This is a genomic window from Pirellulales bacterium (assembly GCA_035546535.1).
Lineage (GTDB): Bacteria > Planctomycetota > Planctomycetia > Pirellulales > JACPPG01 > JACPPG01.
On the sequence record DASZWQ010000087.1, the window covers coordinates 80409 to 106576 of the forward strand.

Genomic DNA, 26168 nt, shown 5'->3' on the forward strand with positions numbered 1-26168 from the left:
GCTTTTCGCCCGGCGGCTCTGTTTCGCATCACTTTTTCGAACGCAACGTTGCTTACGCGTCGTCGCGGCTGGCGGCCGCGGCTTGTTCGCGAAGCACAGCGCGGCGGCTGAGCTTGACGCGGTCCTGGTCGTCGATGGCGATGACCTTCACCAACATGGCATCGCCGATCTTGCACACGTCGTGCACGCTGTTGACGTATTCGTCCGACAGCTCGCTGATGTGTACCAGGCCGTCCTTGCCGGGCAGGATCTCGACGAACGCGCCGAAATCCTTGACGCTGGTGACGCGTCCTTCATACAGCTTGCCGACCGTGACACTCTCGGTCAGGGCCTCGACGCGACGCATGGCGCTCTCGGCCGCCGCGGCGTCGCTGCTGGCGATGGTCACGGTGCCGTCGTCCTCGACTTCGATCACGGCGCCCGTCGTCTCCTGGATGCCGCGGATCGTCTTGCCGCCCGGGCCGATCAACAGGCCGATCTTCTCGGGTGGAATCTTGGTCCGCAGCAGGCGCGGAGCCCAGGCCGAGATTTCGTCCCGCGGCTTGGGAATGGCCGTGAGCATCGCCCGCAAGATGTTGATCCGCGCTTCGCGCGACTGGGCCATGGTGGCCTTGATGATGTCGGAGCTGATGCCCGTGATCTTCAGGTCGAGCTGGATGCCGGTGATGCCATTCTGCGTCCCGGCGATCTTGAAATCCATGTCGCCGAAGTGATCCTCATCGCCGATGATGTCGGTGAGCAGGGTCCACTTGTCTTCGGTCTCCTTGACCAGGCCGACCGAAATGCCGGCCACCGGGTTGCGAATCTTCACGCCGGCGGCCATCAGGCCCAGCGTGGCGCCGCAGACCGAGGCCATCGAGCTCGAGCCGTTCGATTCCAGGATGTCCGAGATCACGCGCACCGTGTAGGGGAAATCCTCGGGGTCGGGCATGACCGGCTTCACGCTGCGCTCGGCCAGCGCGCCGTGGCCGATCTCGCGACGGCCGGGGCCGCGGATGGGACGCACCTCGCCGACCGAAAACGGCGGGAAGTTGTAGTCGAGCATGAACTTCTTCGAGTATTCCTCGATCAGGCCGTCCACGCGCTGCTCGTCACGGTTCGTGCCGAGCGTGATCGTGATCAAAGCCTGCGTCTCGCCACGTTGGAACACGGCCGAACCGTGTACGCGGGGCAGCACGTCGATCTCGCAGTGAATGGGACGCAGATCCTTGGTGCCGCGGCCGTCGGGACGCGTGCCCGACAGGATCAAATCGCGCACCACGTGCTCTTCGAGCTTGCCCCAGGCGCGTGAGAAGCTGGCCAGGGAAATCGCGCCCTCGGCCGTGGGGTCGGGAATGAGTTCCGCGAGCACCTTGGCTTTCAGCTCCGCCACGGCGTCGGCGCGGGCGTGCTTGCCCACGGTCTGCTTGGCGGCCTTAAAGGCCCCGTAGTAGGTGCCCTGCAGCCGCTCGTACACGCCGTCCGGCGCCGGAATCTCGTATTGCTTCTTCGTTGGGTTGACCTTGCGGACCAACTCTTCCTGTAGCTCGCAAATCTCGGCCACGATGCGATGGGCCTCGTTGATCGCCTCGAGCATTTCGGCTTCGGGCATCTCGCGGGCAAAGCCCTCGATCATGCACACCGCTTCCTTGCTGCCGGCTACGACCAGGTCGAGATCGCTCTCCTCCAGGTCATCTTGCGTGGGGAACGGCACCCACTGGCCGTTAATGCGCCCTAGTCGCACGGCGGCGACCGGTCCCTCGAACGGCAGAGGCGAAATGCCCAAGCAGGCGCTCGCGCCATTCATGGCCAACACGTCGGCATCATTCTGGCGATCGCTGGCGACGACAAAGGCCTGAATCTGCACTTCATCGTGAAACCATTCGGGAAACAACGGGCGAATCGGCCGATCCACCAGACGCGAGGTGAGCGTCTCTTTCATGGTCGGGCGACCTTCGCGCTTCAAGAAACCGCCGGGAAATTTGCCGGCCGCGGCGGTGCGCTCGCGATAATCGCAGGTGAGCGGGAAGAAATCGATGCCCGGCCGCGGTGGTCCCGTGGCAGCGGCGACCAGGACCACAGTCTCGCCATATTGAACAAGGCAACTGCCGGCGGCCTGCTTGGCCAGAAAGCCGGTCTCGAACGACAGGACGCTGGCTCCGATCTGCTTTTCAACACGTACTTTCAAGGTACTACATCCTTCCTCGTAGCGTCCCGAGCCATTCGCCCGCGCGCCGGCCTATGCGACCACCGCATAACAAGCGCGAAGAATGACAAAGCGGCTGGAGAAAACCCGAACCCGCACTCCACGGCGCAAGGCTTTTCGGCCGTAGAGCCCGGAAGGGCGACAGGCGACAGAATGAAGGACCGCTCATGGATCCTTCGTGCCAGATTCGCGTCGGGGCAGGAGCGACTGCTACGCGGCGGACTATTTACGAATATCGAGACGCCGAATGATGTCCAAATACCGCTGCGGACTGACCTTCTTCAGATAGTCCAACAGGCGACGCCGGCGACTCACCATCATCAATAGACCCCGCCGACTGGCGTAATCCTTGGTGTGCGTGCGCAGGTGCTCTGTCAACTCGCCGATACGGGTCGTCAACAGCGCGATTTGGACCTCGGGCGAGCCAGTGTCATGCTCGCCGCGGCGATAGTCCCCGATCAGTTCTTGCTTACGCTCTTTTGTGATTGCCATCGGTTCGTCGTAAATCCACCACTTTGCCGGCGGTCGGTCTAACAGCACCGCCGCATCTGTACCCGCCGAATCCTTTGCCCAAATTCAGGCACCCCCAAATTCAGGCACACTGCCGACTGCTTGGTTTTCCCACTGCTTGGTTTTGCCACTGCTTGGAGTTGCCAAGTTGGCTAGGACTGCTCCCACGTATAGGTTTTTACAAAACTTGAAACCGCCAATGTACCAATCCCGGGCGGATTTGCAACCACAATTGCCACGAAGTGTAACAGCCGCCGGACACCGCCCGCAGCTGCCTCCCGCCCGTCTTACCCTTGCACCACCGGGTTCGACAGCGTGCCGATGCCGTCGATCGTGATCTCAACGACATCCCCGGCGAACAGCGAGAAGTCGTCCTGCGGCACAACGCCCGTCCCGGTCAGCAGGAAGACGCCGTCGCGGAACAGATTGTCCCGCCCCAGGTAGCCGATCAGGTCCTCGAAAGTGCGGGCCATCTTGGCGACGCTCGTACAGCCTTCGAACACGGTCTGCTTGCCGCGACGGATGGCCATCCGAATACCGATTTCCTCGCGCGGCGGCATCCGATCCACGAGCGTAATCCAAGGGCCAAGCGCGCAGCAGGAATCGTAAACCTTGGCCTGCGGCAGATAGAGCGGGTTTTCGCCTTCGATATCGCGCGAGCTCATGTCGTTACCGATCGTGTAGCCCACTAACCGCAGGCGCGAATTGAGCACCAGGGCCAACTCCGGCTCGGGCACGTTCCACAGGGCGTCTTGCCGGACGCGCACGGGCTTGCCCGGCCCGACCACGCGGCTGGGCGTGGCTTTGAAGAACAATTCCGGACGCGAGGCCGCATACACCCGGTCGTAGTGCGAGGCCGCGGCGGCCGACTCGGCCATCCGCGCCGCGCGGCTGCGCGTGTAGGTGACGCCGGCCGCCCATACTTCTTGCGCGTCGATGACCGATAACGGCACAACCTCGGCAACGGGTACCTTCTCGGCCGTCTGGTCGATCAAGAACTCGATCGTCGACAGCGGATCGTCCGACTCGAGGATCTCGGCCAGCGACCGATAGTGTCCTCCGCTCAACTCGAGCGGCACCACCATCTCGTCCTGGATCAAGCCGACGGTCTCCAGACCGCTCGGAAATCGCATCTTCCCAATCTTCATCGCAATCGACTCCCGCGTTTCGCCCGCTCACTCCTTAAGCCCGGCAAAAGCAGCCGGCCGGTTACAAGATTTTCGTTGCTGGGCTTATTTTCGACAAGCAGGGCCTACACGCGGCGAAAACGGCGCAGTCCTTCGAGCACCGCTTGAATATCAGCCGGTAGCGGCGCTTCGATCAGTAGCGGCTCACCACTCTCCGGGTGTGCGAGGGTCAGGCGGCGCGCGTGCAGCGCCTGTCGAGCGAGCAGTACGTCGCCGTCGGCCGGCTGGCGGCTCAATTCTCCACGCGTGATCTCGGCCCGCCCCCCATACTGCTTATCGCACAGCACAGGGCAGCCAATGCTCTGCAAGTGGACGCGAATCTGGTGCGTCCTGCCGGTATGGGGCTCGATGCGCATCGCGGCAAATCCGTCGAAGCGCTCGAGCACTTCGTAAAAACTGCGCGCCGGGCGGCTGGCCGGATCGTGCGGCCGGATGGCCATCTTCTCGCGCTCGCGCGGGTGCAAACCGATCGGCAAGTCGATCCAATCGCGGTCGCGATCCGGCCGGCCCGACACGATCGCAAAATACTCCTTCTTGATCGTGCGTTTCTCGAACTGCTGGGCCAGCCGCCGATGCACGGAATCGTCCTTGGCGATCACGATGACGCCACTCGTATCGCGATCGAGACGGTGCACCACGCCCGGTCGCGTCGGGCCGCCGACGTGACTGAGTCGATCGAAATGAAACTGCAGCGCCGCCGTCAACGTGCCGGACCAGTGACCTTTGGCCGGGTGAACGACCATGCCGGCAGGCTTGTTGATCGCCGCCAGCCACCGATCTTCGTAAAGAATATCGAGCGGAATCTCCTCGGGCTGCGGCAGCGCGCGCGGCGGATCGACAAGCTCGACCAAGATCCGTTCGCCGCCCCTCAAAGGATGCGCCGCCTTCACGCGCAGTCCATCGACGGTCACGCTCTTGGCATTGATCAACCGCCGAACGTACACACGGCTGTAGCGCGGCAATTGCTGCGCGAGGAAAGTATCCAGCCGAACGCCAGCCGCCGAGTCGGGGGCCACGAGTTCCAGCATCTCGGCCATGGCGGGCGTAACGCTACTCGGGCGATTTGTCGGCGACAGGCGCCGCGGCCTTGTCTTCGACCGTTGCCGCTTCAGGCGATGCCGAACCCTCGGGCTGCGGCGTCTCGGGCTGCGACGCGGGCGTTTCCGGCTGGGTCGTTTCCGGCTGGGAGGCTGTCTCGGCCGCCGGCGCATCCCCTGGCGCAGCGCCCTCGGCGCCTGCAGGTGGGTTGGCCGGCGTACTCAACAGACTGTCGGTGGCCGACGGCTTGAAACCGCTTTCGTCGGGCAACGCGCCAAAATCAGGACGCACTCCGGGCATGCCCGGCATACCCTGGGCGCCCAAGCCGACGCGCGGCGGCGAAGCGGCAAAAAACCAGTCATAGAAGCGCTTCGTCGGTTCGCGGTTGATGTCGCGCAGCCGCTGCTGTGCTTCGGCCGCGAGCGGCCCCGTCCCTTTCGCGGCCAGGGCCTCATAGGCGGCGCGGGCCTTGTCCAATTCGTTAAGCGATTCGTAGGCGCGCCCCGTGCCCAGCGCGGCACGCTCTTGGAGCATCGGCGATCGCGAATGGTCGACGATGAACGTGTACCCGTCCACCGCCGAGCGGAGCGACTTGGTGGCCGCGGCCCGATCGGTGAACAATTGCCCGATCCCTTCGCGCAAGTGAACGTCGGCCAGGCTGAGCACGGCCCATTCGCCGACCGGTGTGCCGGTGAACTCCGACGACTCGGCCAGTTGCGTGAGCGGCTCGGTATCTCCCTTCTGAGAGATGTCGTCCATGGCCGTGAAAAATCGCTGCCAACCTTGCTCCTGGCGGTACGTCGACTGCGTCCGCATATAGCTGTACAGGCCGATCAACACGACCGCGCCGATCAGCACGCCCAAGATCAGCCGGCCATACTCTTCGAAGCGCTCGATCTGCAGGCCGAGCCAGTCCGCCAGAACGTTGTGTTGCAGTTCGTGGCGACGCTCCGTCTTCATGGCGGACCTTCCGTTGCGATGCGAGCCAAAGAAAAAGAGAGCCTCACAACGGCTCCCAAGAGACTACCTGCCGGGAGTATGGGGCTCGGGCGGAAGTTCGTCAAGAGCGGCTACTTACGTCGTCTCGTTCGCGCTACGACGCGCGCTCCGAAGAATCACCGTCGGCAGCCCGTTGCAGACGCGCGCGCATCGCCGTAGGATCGCCAGGCGGAGCCAAATCTCTCGATCACCGGCGATCTAACGGACTGAAAATAGCAGGCTAGGATGGCGACCCCTTTGAATCCCGCCCAGGATCAGGCGGTACACACCCTGCGCGGGCCGCTGTTGGTGCTGGCCGGCGCCGGCACCGGCAAGACGCGGGTTGTTACGCATCGCATTGCCGAGTTGATTCGCCGCGGCACGCCCCCCGCCAAAATCCTGGCCGTCACGTTCACGAACAAGGCCGCCGGCGAAATGCAGGAGCGGGCCGCCGCCCTGCTGGGAAAGCGTCAGCCCGAGAAGCCCGAGATTTCCACGTTCCATTCGTTATGCGTGCGCATTCTCAGGCGTCACGCGCGGCTGCTGGGCTACCCGGCGCAGTTCGCGATTTACGATCGTGGCGATCAAGAGAGCCTGGCCCGGGCGGCGCTGCGCGACATCAAGGTCCCCGGCGCGCTATTGCGTCCCGGGGACCTGCTGCATTTCATCAGCCGCTGGAAAACCTCGTCGATACGCCCCGACGGCGCCGTGGCTCAGGCGGCCAGCGACAAGGAACATCTGGCCGCGATGGCCTACCGGCGCTATCAGCGCGCCCTGAAGACCGCGGGGGCTGTCGATTTCGACGATCTGCTGTTGTGTACCGAGGAACTGTTTCAGCATTTTCCGGCAGCGCGCTCGGCCGAGGCGTCGCGTTTCCACCACCTACTGATCGACGAGTATCAGGACACCAACGGCTCGCAATATCGCATCGTCAAAGCCCTGGCCGACGAGCATCGCAATCTGTGCGTCGTAGGGGACGACGATCAATCGATTTACGGTTGGCGCGGGGCCGAGGTCGAGCACATCCTGCGCTTCCATCGCGACTGGCCCGACGCCACGGTCATCCGGCTGGAGGAGAACTACCGCTCGACGGCGGCGATCCTGGCGATGGCCAATCGTTTGATCGCCTACAACAGCAAGCGGCACGACAAGGTTTTGCGGGCCTTTCGCGAAAATGGCGAAGAGCCGCGCATCATGCAATATCCGGACGAAACGGCGGAAGCGGCCCGCGTGATCGACGAGATTCGCAATCTCATCGCCGAAAATGTCGTCGAGCCACGCGACGTAGCGATCCTATTCCGCACCAACGAGCAGCCGCGCGCCTTCGAAACCGAGCTGCGCCGCGCCAAGGTGCCCTACACGCTCATCGGCGGTATGTCGTTTTACGACCGCAAGGAAGTCCGCGACGTGCTGGCTTACTTGAAAACCATTGCCCATCCGCACGACGAGGTGTCGTTGCTGAGGATCATCAACACGCCGGCGCGCGGCATCGGCGCCCGCGCCGTCGAGCTGCTTTTGGCCCGCGCGGTGGCGGCAGGCAAACCGCTGTGGACCATCCTGCCCGAGGTTGCCCAGATGCAGGAGTTGCCCGTGGCCGCCGTCCAGGCCGTGGGTAAATTCTGCGCGCTCATTGAGCGTTATCGCGAGTTGGCATCGCGCGGCCGCCTGGTGCTGGTGCTCCAGCAATTGTTGGCCGAAATCGGTTACCAGGACGAGCTCGCGCGGCAATACAAGGACCCCAATGAACAGACCGCGCGCTGGAACGCCGTCGAAGAAGTCGTGAACTCCTTGGCCGGCTACGTCGAGCGCACCAAGCGCCCGACCTTGGCCGGATTCATCGAGGACGTTGCACTCGCGGGCCGTGACGACAGCGACGATAAGGAAACGCGGTTGGCACGCAATGCCGTCGTGCTGATGACGCTGCACAGCGCCAAAGGACTCGAGTATCCGCACGTCTACCTGGTGGGCATGGAAGAGGGGCTGCTGCCGCATCATCGCGCCGTCGACCTGGAGGGGGCCGCGATCGACGAAGAACGCCGGCTGTGCTACGTCGGCGTCACGCGGGCCCAGGATCGTCTGACGCTGACCCTGGCCCAGGGGCGCATGAAATGGGGCAAAAAGCGCCCCTCGATTCCCAGCCGATTTCTCTACGAGCTGTTGGGCAAGGCCGACCGCGCCCCCGCGGCGCAGGGCGCAGTACCAGCCCCGCACGGCCGACAGGCGGCGGACCGCGACGCGCAACAAAAGCGCGGCGGTGGCGCCAAGGGCGCGACCGGCAAGCGACCTCCCGCGGCTTCCGGCGCGCGACGTCCGCCGCGCCCGCGATAGCGGGCGATTGGTCAGACGAGCAACTTCCCTGCTGCTGCACGACGTCGCGCAGTTTTGGAAGTCACGGAGCGTCAAAATGGGAAAGCGAGGTAGCTGATTTGGCCGCTGGCGACTAGACTTACGCCATTCGAAGCTCGGCCACGCGGCGCAGAGCAACCCAGGTCGCGAGGCCGCGTTGCGGTAACCGCATTCCGGCGCCCGCAGGAAGGGATTCAAGGCGTCCATGTCGCAGCCTTTGCGTTTCGTTCATGCCAGCGATTTTCATCTCGAACGCCCCCTGGCGGGGCTGGCCGAAATCCCTGCGCACCTGACGGACCTGCTCATCGATGCCCCGTACGCGGCCGCCGAGCGCGTCTTCGAGCTCGCCGAGAGCGAGCGGGCCGACTTCCTGATCCTGGCCGGCGACATCGTGAACATCGATCGCGCCGGTCCGCGCGCCATTGCATTTCTGATCGATCAGTTCGAGCGGCTGGCCGCCCGCGATATTGCCGTCTATTGGCTGGCCGGCCCCGCGGAGCGCCGCGGCCCCTGGCCCAGCGACTTGAAGCTGCCTGGCAACGTCCATCCGTTCGGGCGAGGCGCAACCCAGTCGGTCGTACATCACGCCGACGGCGACGATCTGGCCGAACTTATCGGCTACGGCGCTGCCGCCGACGAACGCCCGACGGCAGCAGCCAAGAACAAATCCAGCCGGTTCACGATCGGCGTCCGACACGGAGCGTTTCACGGGCGTCAACTGGGCAAGCTTGCCGGTCACTATTGGGCCTGCGGCGGAGCGAAGCGGCGCCGCCAAACCACCAGCGATGGCCGGCCGATCGTTCATTCCGGCACCCCGCAAGGACGTTCGCCGGCCCACCGCGGTCCGCACGGCGCGGTTGTCGTCGAAGTCGACGAGCACGGCGTGGCCCGCCCGCGCTTCGTCGCCACCGACCTGGCACGTTATGCGCGTCTGCGCGTCGAAATCGATCCGGCCGCGCCGCGCGCCGATCAGGAACACGCCCTGGCCGAACGCGTGCAAGCCGCGCTCGATAAGGCGCCGGGGCTGGACCTCTTCTTGCGCTGGCAGATCGTGCCGGTCGGCGCGGCGGGGTCGGGTAGTGCCGCGCTGGGTATGTCGCGCGAAGCGTGGGCCCAGACGTGGCTGCGCTGGCTGCGCCAGGAATTCGGCACCGATTCCCCGGCCGCCTGGAGCATGTCGGTCGACGTCGTTTTGCCGCGTCGCCGCGGGCAACGGTCGCCGCAAGACGGCAGCTTGCTCGCCGATTTTCTCGCTGCCGTCGCCGATGCCGAGCGCGATCACGACGAGTTGTCGCTCGATCGCTTCGTGCCCGAGCATTGGCGTCACGCCCACGTGGCCGAATTACTCAGCATCGCCGACACAAGCGCGCGGCGCCGCGTGCTGCGGCAAGCGCGTCTGCTGGGAAATGATCTGCTCGGCGCCGAGGAGCTCTCGGCATGAAGGTCCGCGAGATCAAGATCGACGGATTCGGTGTATGGACCGGGCTCGACCTCGCCGACCTGGACGATCATCTGAATGTCTTCTACGGCCCCAACGAGGCCGGTAAGACCACGCTGATGCAATTCGTGCGGGCGATGCTGTACGGCTTTTCGGCCGAACGCCGCAAGCGTTATCTCCCACCGGTCCACGGCGGCCGTAGCGGCGGACGATTGCAACTGGCCACGCCCGACGGTGAGTTCACGGTCGACCGGCACGCGGCCGACGCCGCGGCACCCGAACGCGTGGAAATCCTCTCGGGCGAGGAACCACTGCGCGACGACCGGTTGCTGGTGCAGATGCTGGGGGGCGTCGACGAAATCGTCTATCGCAACATTTTCGCTATCGGCCTGCGCGAGATCCAGGAACTGGGCTCGCTGAGCGACACCGAAGCGGCACAGTGGTTGTACAAACTGGCCGTCGGCACGGATCGCGTGTCGCTGGTCGACGTCATCAGCGAATTGAACAGGGCGCGCGGCCGACTCCTGGCCGACGGGCAAGAACCGTCGACGATTCCTCAATTGCTTCACGAGCGCGACGAGCTGCGCCGACAATCGAGCGCGCACACGTCCGTACGTCAGTTTCTCGATCTGCGCCGTAAGCGCGGTGAGCTGGTAACCCAGATCGCCCGTTGGGAAGCGGACGCCGACGAGGCCGAGCGTGCGGCGCGGCTGGTCGAAATCGCGGCAGCCATCTTCGACAAGTGGCACGCTCGCGCGGCGCTCGACAAAGAGCTGGCCGCGGCGCGCAAGGAACCACGCGTCGAACAGCAGACGCTCTCGGACTTCACGGCGCTTGAGCAGTCGCTCGCGCGCGTCAGGACGCGGCACAAGAAGCTCTCCCGGCTACTGGCCAAGACAAAACACGACATCGACAGGCTCGGGCTGGATACGGCGGTGTCACAGCGCGCCGCGCGGATCGAATCGCTTTTGGAACAAGAACAGTGGATCACGGCCCTGGATGCCGAACGCGTGGCCCTGGCCGATAAGGTGGCCGCGCTGGAAACGCGGCGCGCCGAATTGTGCGCGCAATTGGGCTTCGATCCGGCCGGCGCCGCCGGCGAAGGGGGCGGCAAGGCGTGGCGGCAACTCAAGTCGCTGGCCGTCGAGCTGCGCAGGGCGAGGGCCGCCTTGGCCGAAGCCACCGAAGCAGCTGGCACCAAACAGCAAAGTTCGCAATCCACGTCCCAAGAGCTGACCGCGGCTCTCAAGGCCCGCGGCGCCACGAGCCTGACGCCACTTTTGGAAAGCTCCGGTCAACTGGTCGCGCAATTAAGGAAACGCATCCAGCTCGACGATCGCGTCAACGAGCTTGTCGAAAGAGAAAAGGAACTCGAAGAGCGCAGCCGTGGCCTGGTCGACAAGTTGCTCCTGCCCGGCTGGGCCATGGCCGGGCTGGGGACCGGCTTTGCCTCGGGCGTCGCGGCGTCGCTCGCGGGTGTGTTTTTGCCGGCATCGCTCGTCGGAGACAGCCGGTTAGCGCTTGTGGCGTTGGGACTGATCTCCTCCGGCGGATCGGGAGCGGCGAAAGTAGCCATCGAAAAGACGTTTGCGCGGCGTTCGAGCCAGTGTCTCGCGCAGCTCGAATCGCTCGTCGGCCAGATCGACGCAGCGAAGCAAGAGCGCGACGCGCTCGATAAGGAATTGCCGCGCGGCGGCGGGCCGCTGCTTGCGCGTCTGCAAGCGGCCGAAAAAGATCACGCCGCCATCCAGGCGCTCGTACCTTTGGAATCGAAGCGGCAAGCCGGATCGCAGGACGCAAGCGAAGCGGAAAAGTGCCGCGAGCAAGCCCACGCCGCATACAGCGAGCTGCGGCATCGCTGGCGGCATGCCTTGATCGACGCCGGTTTGTCGCCAAAAACTCCGCCGGGCCGCGCCGGACAAATGGCCAAGATTCGCCAGATTCTGGCGCGCGTCGACACGCGATTGGAAGAAGAGCGTCGCGAACTGGCGCGGCGGCAGAGCGTCGTCGAGGCGTTCGCTAATCGCCTGGCGCAGTTGCGGGCCGAGTTGGATGTACCCGGCGCCGGTAAACATCTCGACGACGCCCCCTTCGTGGTGCCGATGGCGCCCAAGGTGAACCTCTCGCCGACGCAGGCCAAGCTCGACTCGCTGGCCCTTCCCGTCGAGCTGCGGGCGCTGCGCGAAAAGCTGCACGAACAGGCAGCCCTGGTCGCCGAACGCCAGGCGCTGGTGCGGCGCGGCAAGCGGCTCGCCGCGCGGCGGCAAAAGGTTCGCCATCACGGCCGTCGCCTCGAACGGAAATTGCTCGCCTTTCTCGATCGCGAGGGCGCTGCCGACGCGGCCGAGCTGCGCCGGCGCGCCGAGGACACCCAGCGCAGCGACCAGCTTGTCGGTCAGCAAGAGACTCTGGGCATCGAGATCGCGGCGCTCGTGGGCACGCAGGTTCACGAGGATGATCTCGCGCAGCTGGTACGCACGAAAACCCGGGCGGAGCTCGACAACGCGTGGCTCGCGCACAGTTCCCGGGCGCGCGATGTGCGCGAGAAAGTCAAATCCGCGCACGAACAGTTAGGACGCTGGGAGCAAGAGACGCAGATGCTGGTGGCAGGGCGCGAGCCGGCCCAGGCGCGCGTGCGCTTGGGCGCTGTGGAGCAGCAACTGCGCGACGCCCGCAAACGCTGGCAAACGCTGGCCGCGACGGAACATTTCTTGGCCGGCATCCGCAAACGCTACGAGCGCGAACGCCAGCCAGAAACGCTGCGCGAAGCGTCGGGCTATCTCGAGCGCTTGACGTCTGGGCGCTACGTGCGCGTGTGGACCCCGCTCGACGAGCACGTGCTGCGCGTGGACGACGCGGAGGGCAACGTCCTGGCCGTCGACGTGCTCAGCCGCGGCACGCGCGAGCAATTGTTCCTGAGCTTGCGGTTGGCGCTGGTGCGCTGGTACGCGCGGCGCGGGATCGAGCTGCCGCTGGTGCTGGATGACGTGCTCGTGAATTTCGACGCACGCCGCTCCCGAGCCGCTGCCGAGGTGTTGCGCGACTTCGCAGCGCGCGGACATCAATTACTCGTGTTCACCTGCCACGAACACATTTACGATCTCTTCCGTTCGTTGGGGGTCACTGCGCGGCGGCTGCCTGCCAATCCGCGCTTACTGGCGTTCGGCGTGATCGACGAGCAAGAGGTCCCGCACGAGCCGATAGCGCCGCTGGTGGCGCCGGCAACACGCATCGAGACGATCGAGCCTGCGCCGGTGCCGGCGACGAATGGGCACACGGCACACCTGGAAGAGCCGGCACCCGCGCCGCCACCGCCGCCCCCTGCCCCACCGCCCGCTCCGGCGAAAAAGAAGCGGACGCTTGTCAAGTTCGACACCGTACACGGCCCGCGCGGCCCCTTCGCCACGGCGCTATGGCACGAGCGCATCACGTACGAGCTGTCGGGAGAACGGCCCGACGAACCGGAACTGCCGCCGCATGACGACGAGGACGATTGGATCGACATCGATGCCATCGAATAATCGTCGCGTACGGTGTAATCTCGGCGCCGCGAAACTACAATGACGTCGCGCGCCGCTTGCGTGACGCGCCGCGATAAAGCGCGCTTCCCAATCAAGTCTCTCGCGGAGTTACCACGATGAATCGCACACGCTTCACACGTCGAGAGTTCAGCGGCCTGGCGCTGGCGGGCTTGGGGAGTTGCGTAAGCAGCTCGTGGAGTCGGGGCGAGGAGCCGGCCGCCGACGCCGCGCCGCTGGCGTTCGTGCCTGGTTCCTTCACGATCGTGGCGCTCCCGGATACGCAGATCTATTGCGAGAAGTACCCGCGGCATTTCATCAATCAAACGCGGTGGATCGTCGAGAACCAGGAAAAGCACAACATCGTGTTCGTCACCCACCTGGGCGACATCACGAACCGCAACACGCCCGAGCAATGGGAAGTCGCGCAGGAGGCGCTACGCGTTCTCGATGGCGAGGTGCCCTATTCGCTGGTGCTGGGGAATCACGATTACGGGCCAGGCGGCAACTGCACGACGCGCGACACGCTCTTGAACGGATACGTGCCGCTGTCGACGGTGAGCAAGCAGCGAACCTTCGGCGGTGTGAAGGACGACGGCCGGCTGGAAAACAGCTACCACACCTTCAACGTCGGCGACAACAAGTTCCTGGTCTTATGCCTGGAGTTCGGCCCTCGCGACGACGTGGTTTCCTGGGCCGATTCGATCGTCACGCGCCACCCGCAACATCGCGTGCTGTTGACGACGCACGCCTATATGTACTTCGACGACACCCGCTACGACTGGACGAAATTCGGCAAGGATCAGAAGTGGAATCCGCACGCCTACGGCACGGCCAAACTCGCGGGCGGCACGAACGATGCTCAGCAGTTGTGGGAGAAGTTGATCGCGCCGCAGCGCACTTTCTTCATGACGCTCAACGGCCACGTCCTCGATGACGGCCTGGGGCGAATGACGTCCACCCTGCCCAGTGGCGGCGCGGTACACCAGATGCTGGTCAACTACCAGATGAAGAAAGAAGGGGGCGAGGGCTTCTTGCGGCTTGTTGAATTCCTGCCCGACAAGCGCACGGTGCAGGTGAAAGCCTATTCACCGTCGACGGGCACGTACAAGACCGACCCACAGAATCAATTCACACTCGCGCTCGACCCACCGCTGGCCTGACTAGCCACAGAGTTCACAGAGGGCACCGAGTAGATCTCGAAGCCGCCCCGCTCGCGTCTTCGAAGCGCTTCGCGCTTAACGGCTTGTGTGCTCTTTTGTTTTCTCGTCTCTGTGTCCTCGGTGTGCTCTGTGGCAAATATCTTTGTCATTGCCGCGTCGCGCGGGCCCGCACGGCCACGTCCGGAAAATCGGTAAACAAACCGTCGACGTCGTATTGATTGAAGAAGCGGCGGGTCTGCGCCTCGTCATTACCGAGCGTGTAAGGAATGACCTTGAGCCGGCGCTCGTGGGCGCGGCGGACCAAATCGTTGTCGCGCACTGACTGTCCGTCGTTCTCGATCGCCTTGAGTGCCGGACCGATGCCGTCGGCGAACGTGGCCAGGTCGTCCAGCGTGCGATCATCGGGCGCCCCGCCGGTCAGGTACACCATGCGCAGATCGCTTTTCAATTCCTGCCGCATACGGCGCAGGGCGTCGAGTTCGAAGCACTGCACGATCACCGGGTCCGTGCGCTGCGTCAGACCGAACGCCGCATATTGATCGAGCAGCTTTGCCTCGAGCGGCTGCCCCTCGTCCCGGTGCCAGCGTGGGCTTTTGGGTTCGGGAATCGTACCGACGTTGCGGCCCGTCCGCTCGTTCAGCCGGCGGATCATGGTCAGCATCTCGGCCAGGGTCGGAATCTGATAGCCCGGCTCGGCCGAATCGCGACGGCCTTTGACGGCGAGCGTCTTCAACTCCGCAAGCGTGAAATCGATGAAGTAGTAGCGCCCATCGGCGCGCTGGCGGCCGGGAAACAGCTCGGCGACGTTGGTCGTGTCTTGCATGTGAATATCGTGATTGCAGACCAGGACGCCATCCTTGCTGATGACGACGTCGGGCTCGATGAAATCGGCCCCCTGAGCATAGGCCAGCGCATAGGCTTCCAGCGTGTGCTCCGGCAGGTAGCCGCTCGCACCGCGGTGGGCGATGACGAGCTTCTCTCGCGCTTTTGGCGGCGAGTCCTTTGAGGACGCGTTATCTGTTTCAGCACCACATGCGAAAGTGGCCAACGCGATCCAAGGCAGACAACATGAAGAAAAATACAGAATGACCTTGATGCGTGTCGGCATGACGAAGGGCTCGCGGTGCGTGGCGCAAGAAAGATTACGACGGTCACCAAAGTAAGCGCCTTTCATCGGGAATTCCAGTCAGAATCCTGTTACGGTCGCGCTCGAATTTTTATCCTTCAAAAAGCCACGCGCGCCGCGCAACAAACCCTGCAAAGCGCACTTTGCGCGCGGTTCGAGACGGGTCGACGCCCCGAGCACGCGTTGCTACTATGGTTATCAGGATGTCGCCCTTCGGGGCGCTCCCGGGTCGCCAGGTTCCTGCCCCACCTGGCGGCTCTTTTTTTGCGCGCGGCGCGGGACGCAGCCCGATCCGGGACCAATGCTGCGCCCGATCGATCGGCGTCATCGTTACCGTCGGCGCGGCACCTGCGCGATCGCGAAACGGCGTCGGCATACCGGCGCGCCCGTCGTGCCAGCTCGGGTTGCCCCATCATCGACCGCGGGCTACGATCGAGCACCGGACGCAGCACGAAACGTTGCGATTTTTAGCGGCGGCAGCTCCCAACGCAGCCCGCGTCCGTTCCGGCGAGACAGAAGCGCTCGCGTCACACTTTCTGGCGGCAGGAGTTCATCGTTCGCATGACCCAACACGAGCATCGCGGCGGCAAACCGGAACATGGCCACGAGCATGGCCACAGCCACGAACACGGGCACCGCAAGCGGCCCATCCATCACGATTGGCGGCTGTGGGTGGCCGTGATTGCCATGCTGGGAGCGATGTTGGCGTACGTGATGTCGGACGACGAGCGCTTCGCGCCGGGCAACGATAAGCACGACCCCATGCCCGCCGCTCCGGCGCCGGCCATGTAGCCGGGCGTCCCTCGGGCAGCTTTGTCTCCGGATGCGACAATCTTGCGCGACACGCGGTTCACCAGTGGACGTGAACCCCGGGCAAACTTTCGTGCAGCCGCGCCACGCCCGCATCGGTGACCTTGGTCCCCTCGACGTATAGCGATTCGAGGCCGGTCAGTTTCGTCAGTTGCTGGATGCCGTCGTCGGTGATCGGCGCATTCTCGATGATCACGAACCTGAGGGACGGCATCTTGGCGAGTTGAGCCAGTCCGGCGTCGTCAATGCGCGAGCGCGCGACGCGCAACAGCTCCAGGTGCTCTAGGCCTGCCAGCGACGCCAGGCCTTCGCCCGTCAGATTCGCCGCAGCGAGGTTCAAGGCGCGGAGGTTCGACCACTGGGCCACGATCTTCAAGCCTTCATCCGTGATCGTCGTCTCGCCGAGAGCCAGCGATTCCAGATTTTCGAGGTTCGCCAGATGCGCAAGCCCCGCATCGCTGATCTTGGCTCGCGGCAACTTGATGCTCGTGATTTCGACGAGCGTCGACAACCGCGCGACATCCTCATCCGCTAGTTCGGCGTCCGGGACGTCGATTTCCTGGGACCGGCCGTCACTCGCCAGGTGCAGCTGGTGAGCGAACTCGGGATCGATTTGCAAGCTCGCCGCGGCATCTTCGGCGCTCGGCGCGACGACGGGACACATGTTCGGGCTATCGCACGACTCTTTGCAGCCGGTCGCCGGAGCGCACAAAAGCGCGATCGCCAGCGAACCGACGATCCTCGCACCTCGACTTCGAACCGCTTCGGCCCGCATCGTAGTCCCGACGCTCATCGCGCCGCCTCCATCAATTGCTTAATGATTCTGGCCGAAATCGTTCTTCGCGTCGCGCCACAGGGAATGGATGTGATTCGCCGGATTGCCCGCCGAGTCGGGTTGCGTGTTGACGAACTCGATGACGAAGGTCGGCCCTTGCACGACGTAATAGTGGCCGATGCCCGGCTTGTCGGCGCCGGCCCAGGCGAATTGCAGCTTGTCGATGCCGGCCTTTTCCAGCGCCTCCAGGCGCCCCTTGGCGACCGCTTCTGGCATGTTGTCGGTGTAGGCCTTGATCAGGTCGCGCAGCAGCTTGATTTGCTCAGGAGTCATGTCGGCCGCGGCCACGCCACCCAACGAATCCTGGGGCGGCCGCGGCAAAGCCGCGCCACGCAAATCGTTGGGCGCCTTCTCGGCAATGACCGCCTGCTTGCGCTGCTCGGGCGTCAACGAGGCCAGCAGCTTGAAGCCGGTGTCCTCTTCCGGCTTGAGGATGCGCAGGCCCTTCTTGAAATCGCCGAAGTCTTCGCGGACTTCGGCCGGATTGGCGCCGAAGAACGTGGGCGTGGTGGCATCGACAATGCCATGATCGACCACGAAGTTCAGCGACAAGTGATGCCCCTCGACGCTCCATCCCCAGCGGCCATCGTCGTCAGGCCGGCCAAAGATGGTGAAGTAGTAGCGCTCCGGATCGCGGATCGGCGCGTCGGTGCGCGATTTTTCCAGTTCGCGCAAAATCGCTTCCAGCCCCATGATGGTCTTGGCCTTGTCGTAGCCCAGGTGGCTCAAGCCGCTTTCCAGCAGCTTGTGCGCCGCGCGGCGGCCGGTGTCGTTCATCTGTTTGATCTGCAGCCCCTTACGCTCGGGCTTGGGAATGAAATGCCAATCGAGGCGGCGCGGATCGTCAAATGCCATAAGCGCCAACTTGCGCTGCTCAGGCGGAAGCACTTCGACAAACCCTTGAGCCGCCAAGACCATATCGGCGCCGGGACCCGCCGGGCGATACTTGAGCCAGCCGCCGCCGATCACGAGCACCGCGAGCGCGGCGGCCATCACATACTTCGAACGCTTCATCAGAACTTCCTCAGAAGGTGGAAATGATTTTTGGTGGGAGTGCGTGGGCCAGTGTCTACCCTTATAAGCGGACGAACGGCTGCCTTCCATTCCCCTCCCTGTCAGGGAGGGGTCAGGGGGAGGGTCAACGCGTCGCGCGATTGGGGATTCGGAACCATCATCAAAACTGTGCAGGCATTTTTAATGCGTCACGCGACTGGTTGTGAACGTGTTCCCCCTCACCCCTCGCGGGGAGAGGCTTTTGCTATTGTTTCGGCGAACAAAAGCCGACTACGGGGCCGATAGATCCGCGCACACCAGTTCCTTGTCGTTGCGGGCAAAGACGTGCTTGTAGGCGTAAGCCGGGTGCGACCAGCAGACGCCGTCTTTGCGGCGCAATTGCTCGGTGGTGGGGTCAAGCAACTTCGTTCGGCTCAGTTCCTTAAAGCCCTCGGGCGACAACCGCGTGATCAACAGCTCGCCCCGATCATTGAACATCCAGATATCTTCACCATGTTTCACCATGTGGATCGTGGCCCACCGCTCGCGCGGCACCGCCTGCTGACTTTCCCAGATACGATCGCCCGTTTTTGCGTCCAGGCAGCGTAGCTCGCCATAGCTGTCGACGCCGTAGACATAGTCGCCCGCCATGTACGACGTGCTGATGATCGAGTGCAGCGAATCGGTCTGTTTTTCGTCAGGCCCGAGGCGGCGCCAGATTTGTTCCACGGCCGGCCGATCGGAGAGCAGCTTCAACATCAATGAGCCGTCATAGAAACAACTGACGAATAGACGGTCCTTCTCCACGATCGGCGTGGCGATGTTGATGATCATGCGGGTCGGCGTGAAGGGATGCTCCCAATATTGCTTGCCCGAGGCCGGGTCGAGACCGGCGACGTGCTCACCGGTCCAGCAGACCAGCACGCGCTTGCCGGCCTGCTCGATGATAATGGGCGCCGAGTACGAAGCATTGTCACCGAGTGCCCGCCAGCGTTCCTTGCCGCTCACCTTGTCAAAGGCCACCAGGCAGGCGTTCTCCTCGCCGCCGATTTGCACGATCACCAGGTCTTTGTCGACTAGCGGCGACGCGGCGATGCCCCAGATGGGCATGCGAATCTTGTACTCGGTATTCAGATCCTTGGCCCACAAGACCTTGCCGCCGGCCGCATCGTAGCAGTGCAGGTGGCCCATCGTGCCCAGCGCGTAAGCGCGTCCCTCGTCGATCGAGACCGAGGCACGCGGCCCGGCGACATATTGCACGGTGTACTCGCAGTCGTACTCGTGCGACCAGAGCTTCCGGCCGGTCATGGCGTCGAACGCGTGCGTCCGCTCGATCTGCTTGGGCATATCGACGCGATCCATCACGAACACGCGACCATCGGCCACGGTGGGCCCGCAGTATCCGGCCCCGATCGGCGCCGCCCAACGGTGCGCAATCTTTCCCGGCGGCAGCTTGGTGACGATGCCACTCTCGCGCCATACGCCGTCGCGTTTGGGTCCGCGCCATTGCGGCCAGTCGTCGGCCGTGGCCGCGCACGTATGACCAAGGAGAATGGCGCATACCGCCAAGATCGGGAATATTTTTCGCATCGGGCTGGTTCCTCCGTGTGTCTATTGCAAGCTGTGTGCATCGCGAGCTGTGGAAGACGCGCTTGCGCCACGCCAGTCGATGACCGACCGGTAGCGCTTGGTCTTCCTAAGGTACTGCGCGCAGCACCTGACGGGCAGTGCCCTGGCAAGCGCATGACCTTTCCGACGGCCAGCATGCTTATTCGCCTTCGGCGAAAAAGCATGGCATGACCCGAGGTCCCACTAATGGCGCCATGCTTTTTACGCCCATGGCGGAATAAGCATGTTGAATTCGTCGGAGACGGCGCGACGGTTGCGAAACCTACTTTCCGCCACCGGCAGCAGCAGCGGCGGGCTTTTTCGCCCCTTCGCGCGCGTTGGCGTCGATGAATTCACGCAGCGTCTTGCGGAACGTGGGATTGGTAAAGGCCGTCATATGGTCCGCCCCGTCGATGACCACCACGCGCAAATTCGTCATGCGCTTTTCCAGTTCGTCGACGCCCGCCTTGAGCGGATCGATTTCGCCGATCAGCGACAAGGTTGGCACCTTGTTGGCCTTCAGCTGCTCTTCCGGCACCGAGAGGCCGGTCATGCCGCGGATGACGGCGGCAAGCGCCTTCTGATCGTTGGTGAGCATCAGCATCTGATTGATGCCGGCCATCTGCTCTTCGGTCGGCTTGGGGCGGCCCGCGGGGGTCAGCTCGGCGATCAAGGGGCCTATGCCCTTGCCCGCTTCGAGTGATTCGGCAAGCGTTTTGAGGAAGGCCAATCGTTCATCGTCGGCCTGCGCCCAGCCGGCGCCGCCGAGCGTGGCCGTGATCAAACGATCCGGATGGGTGGTGAGCAGCTTGTTGGTGATGAAGCCCCCCATCGAATAGCCGACGACGTGCGCCTTGTCGATTTTCATCTCGTCCATCAGGCGGACGACGTCCTCGACCATCTGGATGCCGTACTTCTCCGGCTCGTGCGGCTTGCCGCTGCGACCGTGGCCGCGATTGTCGATGGCAATGACCTGGTAATCCTGAGACAGGTCCTTGATCACGCCCGAGCCGCCCCACTGCGTGGGAATGCTGGCGGCGAAGCCGTGAATGAGAATGACCGGCTCACCCTCGCCTTCGACGGTGTAATGAATTTTCACGCCGTCGGACAGGAAGTAACGATCGTCCGCGCGGACCGCGGCGACGGAGAACAACGCGAGCGCAAAAACCAATAGCGAGAGACGGCGTGGCATGGCAGCATCCTCTGCAAGGGGGCGATAGAGTAACCAGAACGTGGCGCGCAAGCGCGTCGACCTCTGGCTGGATCGCCGATCCCGCGCCACACCGCCACGAACGGTCAGGAATCAGCCGCGGACCAGAAGAGCCGGACGCGAACCGTCGTTATTGTGTGCCGGGTCGCGGAGTCGGTCAATTAGAAGGAAGAAAAGAAATTCCATCACGGATGAGCACGCGCAATAAAATGCCCGGCCGCCTGCGCGTTGGGTGCGCAGACGCCGGGCGTCGGGTTACCGGTCGTTGCCAGCGGCCAGATGGCAGCCCTCAGGATGCCAACACCGCCGGCTCGCGGTGCATACGTCGCGCGAAAATCCACAGTCCGATGGCCAGCGGCACCGCAAATCGCGCCACCTGAAACAATGCCATGCTGGTGCCGAAGCCCAGTCCCAGCGACAGCCGGCTCTGGCCCGGATTTGGGGAGATGTAAACACTCATCTGTGTCAGCCCCGCCAGCAAGCCCATGATCGCGCCGGTAATGATCGGCCATCTGCGATTCACGCCGGCCCGCGCCGCCAGCCAGGCAAAGAGTGCGGCGGTCAGCGTCGCCGAGGCGAGCATTAGCCCGCCGCACAACAGCTCGATGAGCGCCGTGCCGCCCGGGGACAAAAGCTCGCTCGACATGGCCGGATCGAGCTTTTTGAGGATTCCTCCTGTTCCGACCACGCTGAACAGACTGGCCGCGTAGCCTAGTTGCAGCACGACCAGAGGCAAAACAACGAAAATCAAGATCGGGTGCCGCCCGCTGAACGAGCGGCGTCGGAATTCTCTTTGCGCGCACTCGACAACATCGAGCGGCGCACCCAATCGGTCCATCAGCCCGCGGGACGGAAGAGCATCCGTGCTCATCTGATCCTCCATGAAATCGGTGACATGATCGGACAGTTCTTCGAAGAGCCGCGCGGCGTAAGCCGCCGGCAGTTTCGTACGCGCTAACTGGGCGCGAAGTTCGTCAAGCCAGGCTCGCTCGGACACGTTCACCTCCCTGCAAGCATCCATTCACCGCCGCGACGACGCGCTGCCAATCGAGCACCGTGGCGGCCAACTGCTTGCGGCCGCGCGGCGTCATGCGATACACGACGCGATCGCGCCCGGCCACGGCCTGCCGTCGACTGGCAAGCAGCGCTTGCGCTTCCAAGCGGTGCAAGATAGGGTAAATACACCCCTCGCCGAACTCCAGGCGATTCCCGCTGGCGGCGCGGATCGCTTGCACCAGCTCGTAGCCATACATCGGCCGCTCGTCGAGCAACTGCAGGATCAGCATCTCGGGCACGCCGTTCAAAAACGGCGGATTGGTCTTTTTCGCATTCATGGCGGGCCTTGTACCTCAAGGTTTGAGGTATGACAAGACGAGTTTCTCGCGATGGCGCCGTCGTAGGGCGTAACGCCGCGAGCGCAAGCGTGTAACGTCCGGCAAACCAACCGCCTGAATCGGAGCCAAATCGATGTCGACAATCCGCGGCTACTCGGTCGGCAGAACGAACAGACTCGGCGGCACGTCGACGTTAACGCCCTGCGCGGGTATATCGATCTTCAAAGTCCACAGCACGCCCTGCGTTACCAGGCGCCGATAGACTTCTTGCTTCCAGTTCTCGTGGAAGTGCAAGCCGGTGAAGCCGAACGAGCGGCCGCCGTCGGGCCGCTCGAAGGCGAGCGCGACCATCTCCTCGGCGCCATCGATCGTCGCCGTCAGCACCGGCTGCGGCTGCGCGGCGCCCTGCGGGCGCTTGAGGCGATAGTAGAACTCGTCATGAATCGTCAAAGGCGCGAGCCCGCGCGCCATCGGATGACGCGGTTCGGCGGGTTGCAGGCGTGTTTCCAACACCTGGTATTTGCGATCTGGTCCGCCGTGGCAGCCGCCAAAGAGCGTCGCGAACGCGGCGATGTATTGCGGATCCTTGCTACCGATGGCCCAGTGCAGCGCCGTCAATCCACCGCCGCGGGCGGCCAGTTGCGCGATCGCGTCCTGCCGGCGCGGATCGGCGGCGATCCAGCGGGCTCCCTCCGAAACGTACAGCACCAGGCCATCGGCGCGGCGAATCAGCTCGGGCCCTTCGGGCCACGCTCCGTCGGCCTGCACGACGCGCACCTCGACGTCGTCTCGCTTTTCAAGCGTAGCGGCCAAGATACGCAAGCCCGGCATGAACTCGTGCGTCGTGACCGGATGATTGTCGCGTTTCTGTCCAACGAGGAGCAGCTGCTTTTTTTCGGCCGCGTTTGCCATACGACCGGCGATCAGAACAATCACGACTACGAGTATCGTCCGCCTCAGCATTGCTCAAAGCTCCTCAGTGTTTCGTGTCCGCCGGCGATTATAGGGTCAAATGGCTCATGATTGCCAAGTGCGGCCTCGCGCCGATCCTTGACGCGTCCCGCGTGCCGAACGAGAATCGGATCGCCGTTTGCCTGACCTACCGGGCCTCTCCGAGCGGGCCCTGCACCACGCCTGAGGATTTACCTGCCATGCGCGTCACCAGTTCACCGTCGATCACCAGCTCTTGCCTCGATTATTACGCGCGATGCGCGGCGAAAGCCCTCTTGATCGCGCTGGCTTTATTCACGATCGCGAACGTGGCGCGTGCCGAGACCTGGGGCGAAAAGCTCGGCTTCCCGGCCGGCAAGAAGGTGCTGATCCTGCACGCCGACGATATCGGCATGTGCTACGAGGCGAACGAGGCGGCCAAGAACTACCTCAAGGCGGGGCAGATCCAGTCGGCCGCGCTGATGGTCCCCTGCCCTTGGTACAACGAGATGGCCAACTGGTACATCGAAAACCCGGACTACGACCTGGGTCTGCACCTGGCGCTCACGAGCGAATGGAAATGGTACCGCTGGGGGCCGGTGGCCGAGCGTTCGAAGGTGCCGGGCCTGATCGACAACGAAGGCTACCTGTGGCGCTCGGTGCAATCGGTCGTATTGGCGGCCAAGCCGACCGAGATCGAAGAAGAGATTCGGGCCCAGATCAATCGCGCGATTGCGCGTGGCACCAAGCCCAGCCACATCGACACGCACATGGGCACACTGTACGCCCGGCCCGACTACACGCGCGCATATCTGAAGGTGGCCGAAGAGTTCCGCATCCCGGCCATGGTCGTCGAGCCCACTCCCAAGGTGATGGAAAAATTCAAGAAGCAGGGTTACCCGGTCAGCGAGGCGGGCAGCCAATTGCTGCGCGATTACAAGCTGCCGAAGCTCGACGATTTCTGGGCCGCCCCCGAGGGCAAGACGTACGAAGAGAAGCGCGAAAAATTCTTCGAGCTGGTTCGCTCGTTCGATCCCGGCATTACGGAGATCATTTTCCACCCCTCGGTCCAGACCGAAGGGCTGAAAGCCATCACCGGCTCGTGGCAGCAGCGCGTGTGGGAGGCGCAGATGTTCGCCGACCCGGCGGTACACGCCTTCTTCGAGCGCGAAGGGATCCTCTTCACCAACTGGAAAGAGATGATGCGCCGCTTCGACAAGAAGGAACCAGCAGCCAAAGCGGGCGGCTAGTGTTAGCGCGGGCGCTGGCTGGCCTGGCGGTTAAGGAAGGATGACGTTCGCATGGCGACCACCGCCGGTGGCAAAGCACGATTCGCGACGGCATTGTCGAAGCTCCGCGATGCCCGCGAGGCGGCGCTATCGGCCGCGCGCGAAGCGCTCGGCCGCCTGGCGGGTCAGCCCGACCTGGCCGTGGTCTTTGCCTCAGGTTTTACGGGCGAAGAGCTCGCTGAGATCGCGCCCGTACTGCAAGGCGAACTGAAGACCGACTGCCTGATCGGTTGCGCCGCTGAATCGCTGGTTTACGACGCTACCGAGATCGAGGCCGAGCGGGCCCTCGTCGTTTGGTTGGCACAGTTGCCGGGCGTGATGCTTGTGCCCATGCACTTGCAATTCGAGCGCACCGACGACGGGGTGGCCATGTTGGGCTGGCCCGAACAGTTGGGAGAGCAACTCGCGGCCGGTCCGAGCTTGCTCTTGTTGGCCGATCCGTACAGTTTTCCCACGGACGTGCTCTTAAGCCATTTGAACCGCCACCAGCCCGACGTCCGGGTCTTCGGCGGGATGGCCAGCGGCGTGACCTCGGACGGCGATCCGCGGCTGATCTTCGGCAAGGATGCGCTGGACGATGGCGCCGTAGGCGTCTGGATGCACGGACCGGTTCACGTGCGCAACGTCGTCAGCCAAGGATGCCGCCCGATCGGCCGACCACTGGTCGTAACCAAGGCACAAGACAACGTTCTGCTCGAGTTGGGAGGCCGGCCGGCGCTTGCCCAGTTACAAGAACTCTATCAAGAGGCAACGCCCCAAGAGCAGCAGCTCATGCAGCGTGGCCTGCACGTCGGCCAGGTGATCAACGAATACCAGGACCATTTCGGCCGTGGCGATTTCCTCGTGCGCAACGTCCAGGGAATCGATCAGAAGGCGGGCGCCGTGGCCATCGGCGACTATGTACGCGTGGGACGGACCGTGCAGTTTCACGTGCGCGACGCCGCCACGGCCGACGAAGACCTGCACGAGTTGCTCTTGGCCGCGCGGCGCGAGAGCGCCGGGCCGTGTGCGGGCGCGCTCGTGTTCACGTGCAACGGCCGGGGAACACGCCTGTTCGCTGGGCCGCATCACGATGCCCAGGCGGTCGCCAGGCAATGGCCGGCCCTTCCCACGGCGGGCTTTTTCGCCCAGGGGGAGATCGGGCCCGTGGGGGGAAAGAACTTCGTCCACGGTTTCACGGCCAGCATCGCGCTCTTTGAGCAGGCAAGCGCCAGCGGCTATGCCCAAGAGAGTCAAACCCAAGAGAGCTGACGCCGAATCCTGGTCTCAGGTCAGCACGGCCAGAATCTCGTCCTCGTGCAAGATCAGCAGTTCTTCGCTATTGAACTGCACTTCGGTGCCGGCCCAGTCATTGAACAGCACCCGGTCCCCTTCGCTGACGTGGGGCTTGGCGCGCGTGCCGTCCTTCAGAATCGGCCCGTCCCCCACCGAGAGAACGCGCCCCTCGCGCGGCTTCTTGCGGGCACCTTCCGGTAACACAATACCGCCGGTGGTTTTCTCCTCGGCCTCCACGCGTCGCACCACGACATTCGGGCCGAGGGGAATGATTCGCATGGGCGGCAAAAGCTCCGGCACGATGACGCATCGCTCGCGGCTGGGCACATGATCGAACGCGACCATGGGCGAGACGACAGAAGCCGATTCTCGCACGCACAAAAATGCCCTGCAAG

21 protein-coding genes are annotated in these 26168 nt (G+C 63.9%); 7 read left to right on the forward strand and 14 right to left on the reverse strand.

Annotated features, from left to right (window positions below):
• Positions 1-52: 52 nt before the first annotated feature.
• The 5 genes from VHD36_11360 to VHD36_11380 all read right to left on the reverse strand — a co-directional run bounded on the left by VHD36_11360 (position 53) and on the right by VHD36_11380 (position 5880).
• A complete protein-coding gene (locus VHD36_11360) occupies positions 53-2167 on the reverse strand; it encodes a polyribonucleotide nucleotidyltransferase (GenBank protein HVU87910.1) in 2115 nt (704 codons plus the stop codon).
• Positions 2168-2407: 240 nt separating this feature from the next.
• The gene (gene rpsO, locus VHD36_11365) at positions 2408-2677 is read right to left on the reverse strand and encodes a 30S ribosomal protein S15 (protein ID HVU87911.1); all 270 of its coding nucleotides are present in this window, start codon (positions 2675-2677) and stop codon (positions 2408-2410) included.
• Between the two features lie 305 nt (positions 2678-2982).
• Positions 2983-3843: a fumarylacetoacetate hydrolase family protein gene (locus tag VHD36_11370; protein ID HVU87912.1), complete on the reverse strand. Its 861-nt coding sequence runs from the start codon at positions 3841-3843 to the stop codon at positions 2983-2985.
• A gap of 104 nt (positions 3844-3947) precedes the next feature.
• Positions 3948-4919 carry an RluA family pseudouridine synthase gene (locus VHD36_11375; GenBank protein ID HVU87913.1) on the reverse strand — a complete coding sequence of 324 codons (972 nt, stop codon included), beginning with the start codon at positions 4917-4919 and terminating at the stop codon, positions 3948-3950.
• A gap of 13 nt (positions 4920-4932) precedes the next feature.
• Entirely contained in the window at positions 4933-5880 is a 948-nt protein-coding gene (locus VHD36_11380; GenBank protein HVU87914.1) for a hypothetical protein, read from the reverse strand.
• Positions 5881-6144: 264 nt separating this feature from the next.
• Between VHD36_11380 and VHD36_11385 the strand changes: the two genes are divergently transcribed.
• The 4 genes from VHD36_11385 to VHD36_11400 all read left to right on the forward strand — a co-directional run bounded on the left by VHD36_11385 (position 6145) and on the right by VHD36_11400 (position 14363).
• Complete coding sequence (locus VHD36_11385; protein ID HVU87915.1) at positions 6145-8226, forward strand: UvrD-helicase domain-containing protein; 2082 nt, start codon at positions 6145-6147, stop codon at positions 8224-8226.
• A gap of 223 nt (positions 8227-8449) precedes the next feature.
• Positions 8450-9685 carry a metallophosphoesterase gene (locus VHD36_11390; GenBank protein HVU87916.1) on the forward strand — a complete coding sequence of 412 codons (1236 nt, stop codon included), beginning with the start codon at positions 8450-8452 and terminating at the stop codon, positions 9683-9685.
• Complete coding sequence (locus tag VHD36_11395; protein ID HVU87917.1) at positions 9682-13203, forward strand: AAA family ATPase; 3522 nt, start codon at positions 9682-9684, stop codon at positions 13201-13203. Before VHD36_11390 ends, VHD36_11395 begins: the two co-directional genes overlap by 4 nt.
• Before the next feature lie 116 nt (positions 13204-13319).
• Positions 13320-14363: a metallophosphoesterase gene (locus VHD36_11400; protein HVU87918.1), complete on the forward strand. Its 1044-nt coding sequence runs from the start codon at positions 13320-13322 to the stop codon at positions 14361-14363.
• 145 nt (positions 14364-14508) lie between these two features.
• On the opposite strand, the gene VHD36_11405 is transcribed toward VHD36_11400, so the two are convergent.
• A complete protein-coding gene (locus VHD36_11405; protein HVU87919.1) occupies positions 14509-15471 on the reverse strand; it encodes a glycerophosphodiester phosphodiesterase family protein in 963 nt (320 codons plus the stop codon).
• Between the two features lie 579 nt (positions 15472-16050).
• On the opposite strand from VHD36_11405, the gene VHD36_11410 reads away from it, so the two are divergent.
• A complete protein-coding gene (locus tag VHD36_11410) occupies positions 16051-16281 on the forward strand; it encodes a hypothetical protein (protein HVU87920.1) in 231 nt (76 codons plus the stop codon).
• A 58-nt stretch (positions 16282-16339) separates the two neighbouring features.
• Here the strand turns inward: VHD36_11410 and VHD36_11415 are convergent, their stop codons facing one another.
• From VHD36_11415 to VHD36_11445, 7 genes are all read right to left on the reverse strand, one after another.
• Entirely contained in the window at positions 16340-17092 is a 753-nt protein-coding gene (locus tag VHD36_11415; GenBank protein ID HVU87921.1) for a hypothetical protein, read from the reverse strand.
• 21 nt (positions 17093-17113) lie between these two features.
• Entirely contained in the window at positions 17114-18148 is a 1035-nt protein-coding gene (locus VHD36_11420; GenBank protein ID HVU87922.1) for a DUF3500 domain-containing protein, read from the reverse strand.
• Between the two features lie 270 nt (positions 18149-18418).
• Positions 18419-19717, reverse strand: coding sequence for a PQQ-binding-like beta-propeller repeat protein (locus VHD36_11425; GenBank protein ID HVU87923.1), 1299 nt, complete (start codon positions 19715-19717; stop codon positions 18419-18421).
• 301 nt (positions 19718-20018) lie between these two features.
• Complete coding sequence (locus VHD36_11430) at positions 20019-20927, reverse strand: alpha/beta hydrolase (GenBank protein HVU87924.1); 909 nt, start codon at positions 20925-20927, stop codon at positions 20019-20021.
• A gap of 307 nt (positions 20928-21234) precedes the next feature.
• Positions 21235-21942: a hypothetical protein gene (locus VHD36_11435; protein HVU87925.1), complete on the reverse strand. Its 708-nt coding sequence runs from the start codon at positions 21940-21942 to the stop codon at positions 21235-21237.
• Complete coding sequence (locus VHD36_11440) at positions 21920-22279, reverse strand: helix-turn-helix transcriptional regulator (GenBank protein HVU87926.1); 360 nt, start codon at positions 22277-22279, stop codon at positions 21920-21922. Before VHD36_11440 ends, VHD36_11435 begins: the two co-directional genes overlap by 23 nt.
• Before the next feature lie 150 nt (positions 22280-22429).
• Positions 22430-23242 (reverse strand): ThuA domain-containing protein, encoded by an 813-nt coding sequence (locus VHD36_11445; GenBank protein ID HVU87927.1) that lies wholly within the window; start codon positions 23240-23242, stop codon positions 22430-22432.
• 188 nt (positions 23243-23430) lie between these two features.
• On the opposite strand from VHD36_11445, the gene VHD36_11450 reads away from it, so the two are divergent.
• Both VHD36_11450 and VHD36_11455 read left to right on the forward strand, forming a co-directional pair.
• Positions 23431-24459, forward strand: coding sequence for a polysaccharide deacetylase family protein (locus VHD36_11450; protein HVU87928.1), 1029 nt, complete (start codon positions 23431-23433; stop codon positions 24457-24459).
• A gap of 51 nt (positions 24460-24510) precedes the next feature.
• Positions 24511-25749 carry an FIST N-terminal domain-containing protein gene (locus tag VHD36_11455; protein ID HVU87929.1) on the forward strand — a complete coding sequence of 413 codons (1239 nt, stop codon included), beginning with the start codon at positions 24511-24513 and terminating at the stop codon, positions 25747-25749.
• Positions 25750-25764: 15 nt separating this feature from the next.
• Here the strand turns inward: VHD36_11455 and VHD36_11460 are convergent, their stop codons facing one another.
• Positions 25765-26052: a co-chaperone GroES gene (locus VHD36_11460; protein ID HVU87930.1), complete on the reverse strand. Its 288-nt coding sequence runs from the start codon at positions 26050-26052 to the stop codon at positions 25765-25767.
• Between the last annotated feature and the right edge of the window lie 116 nt (positions 26053-26168).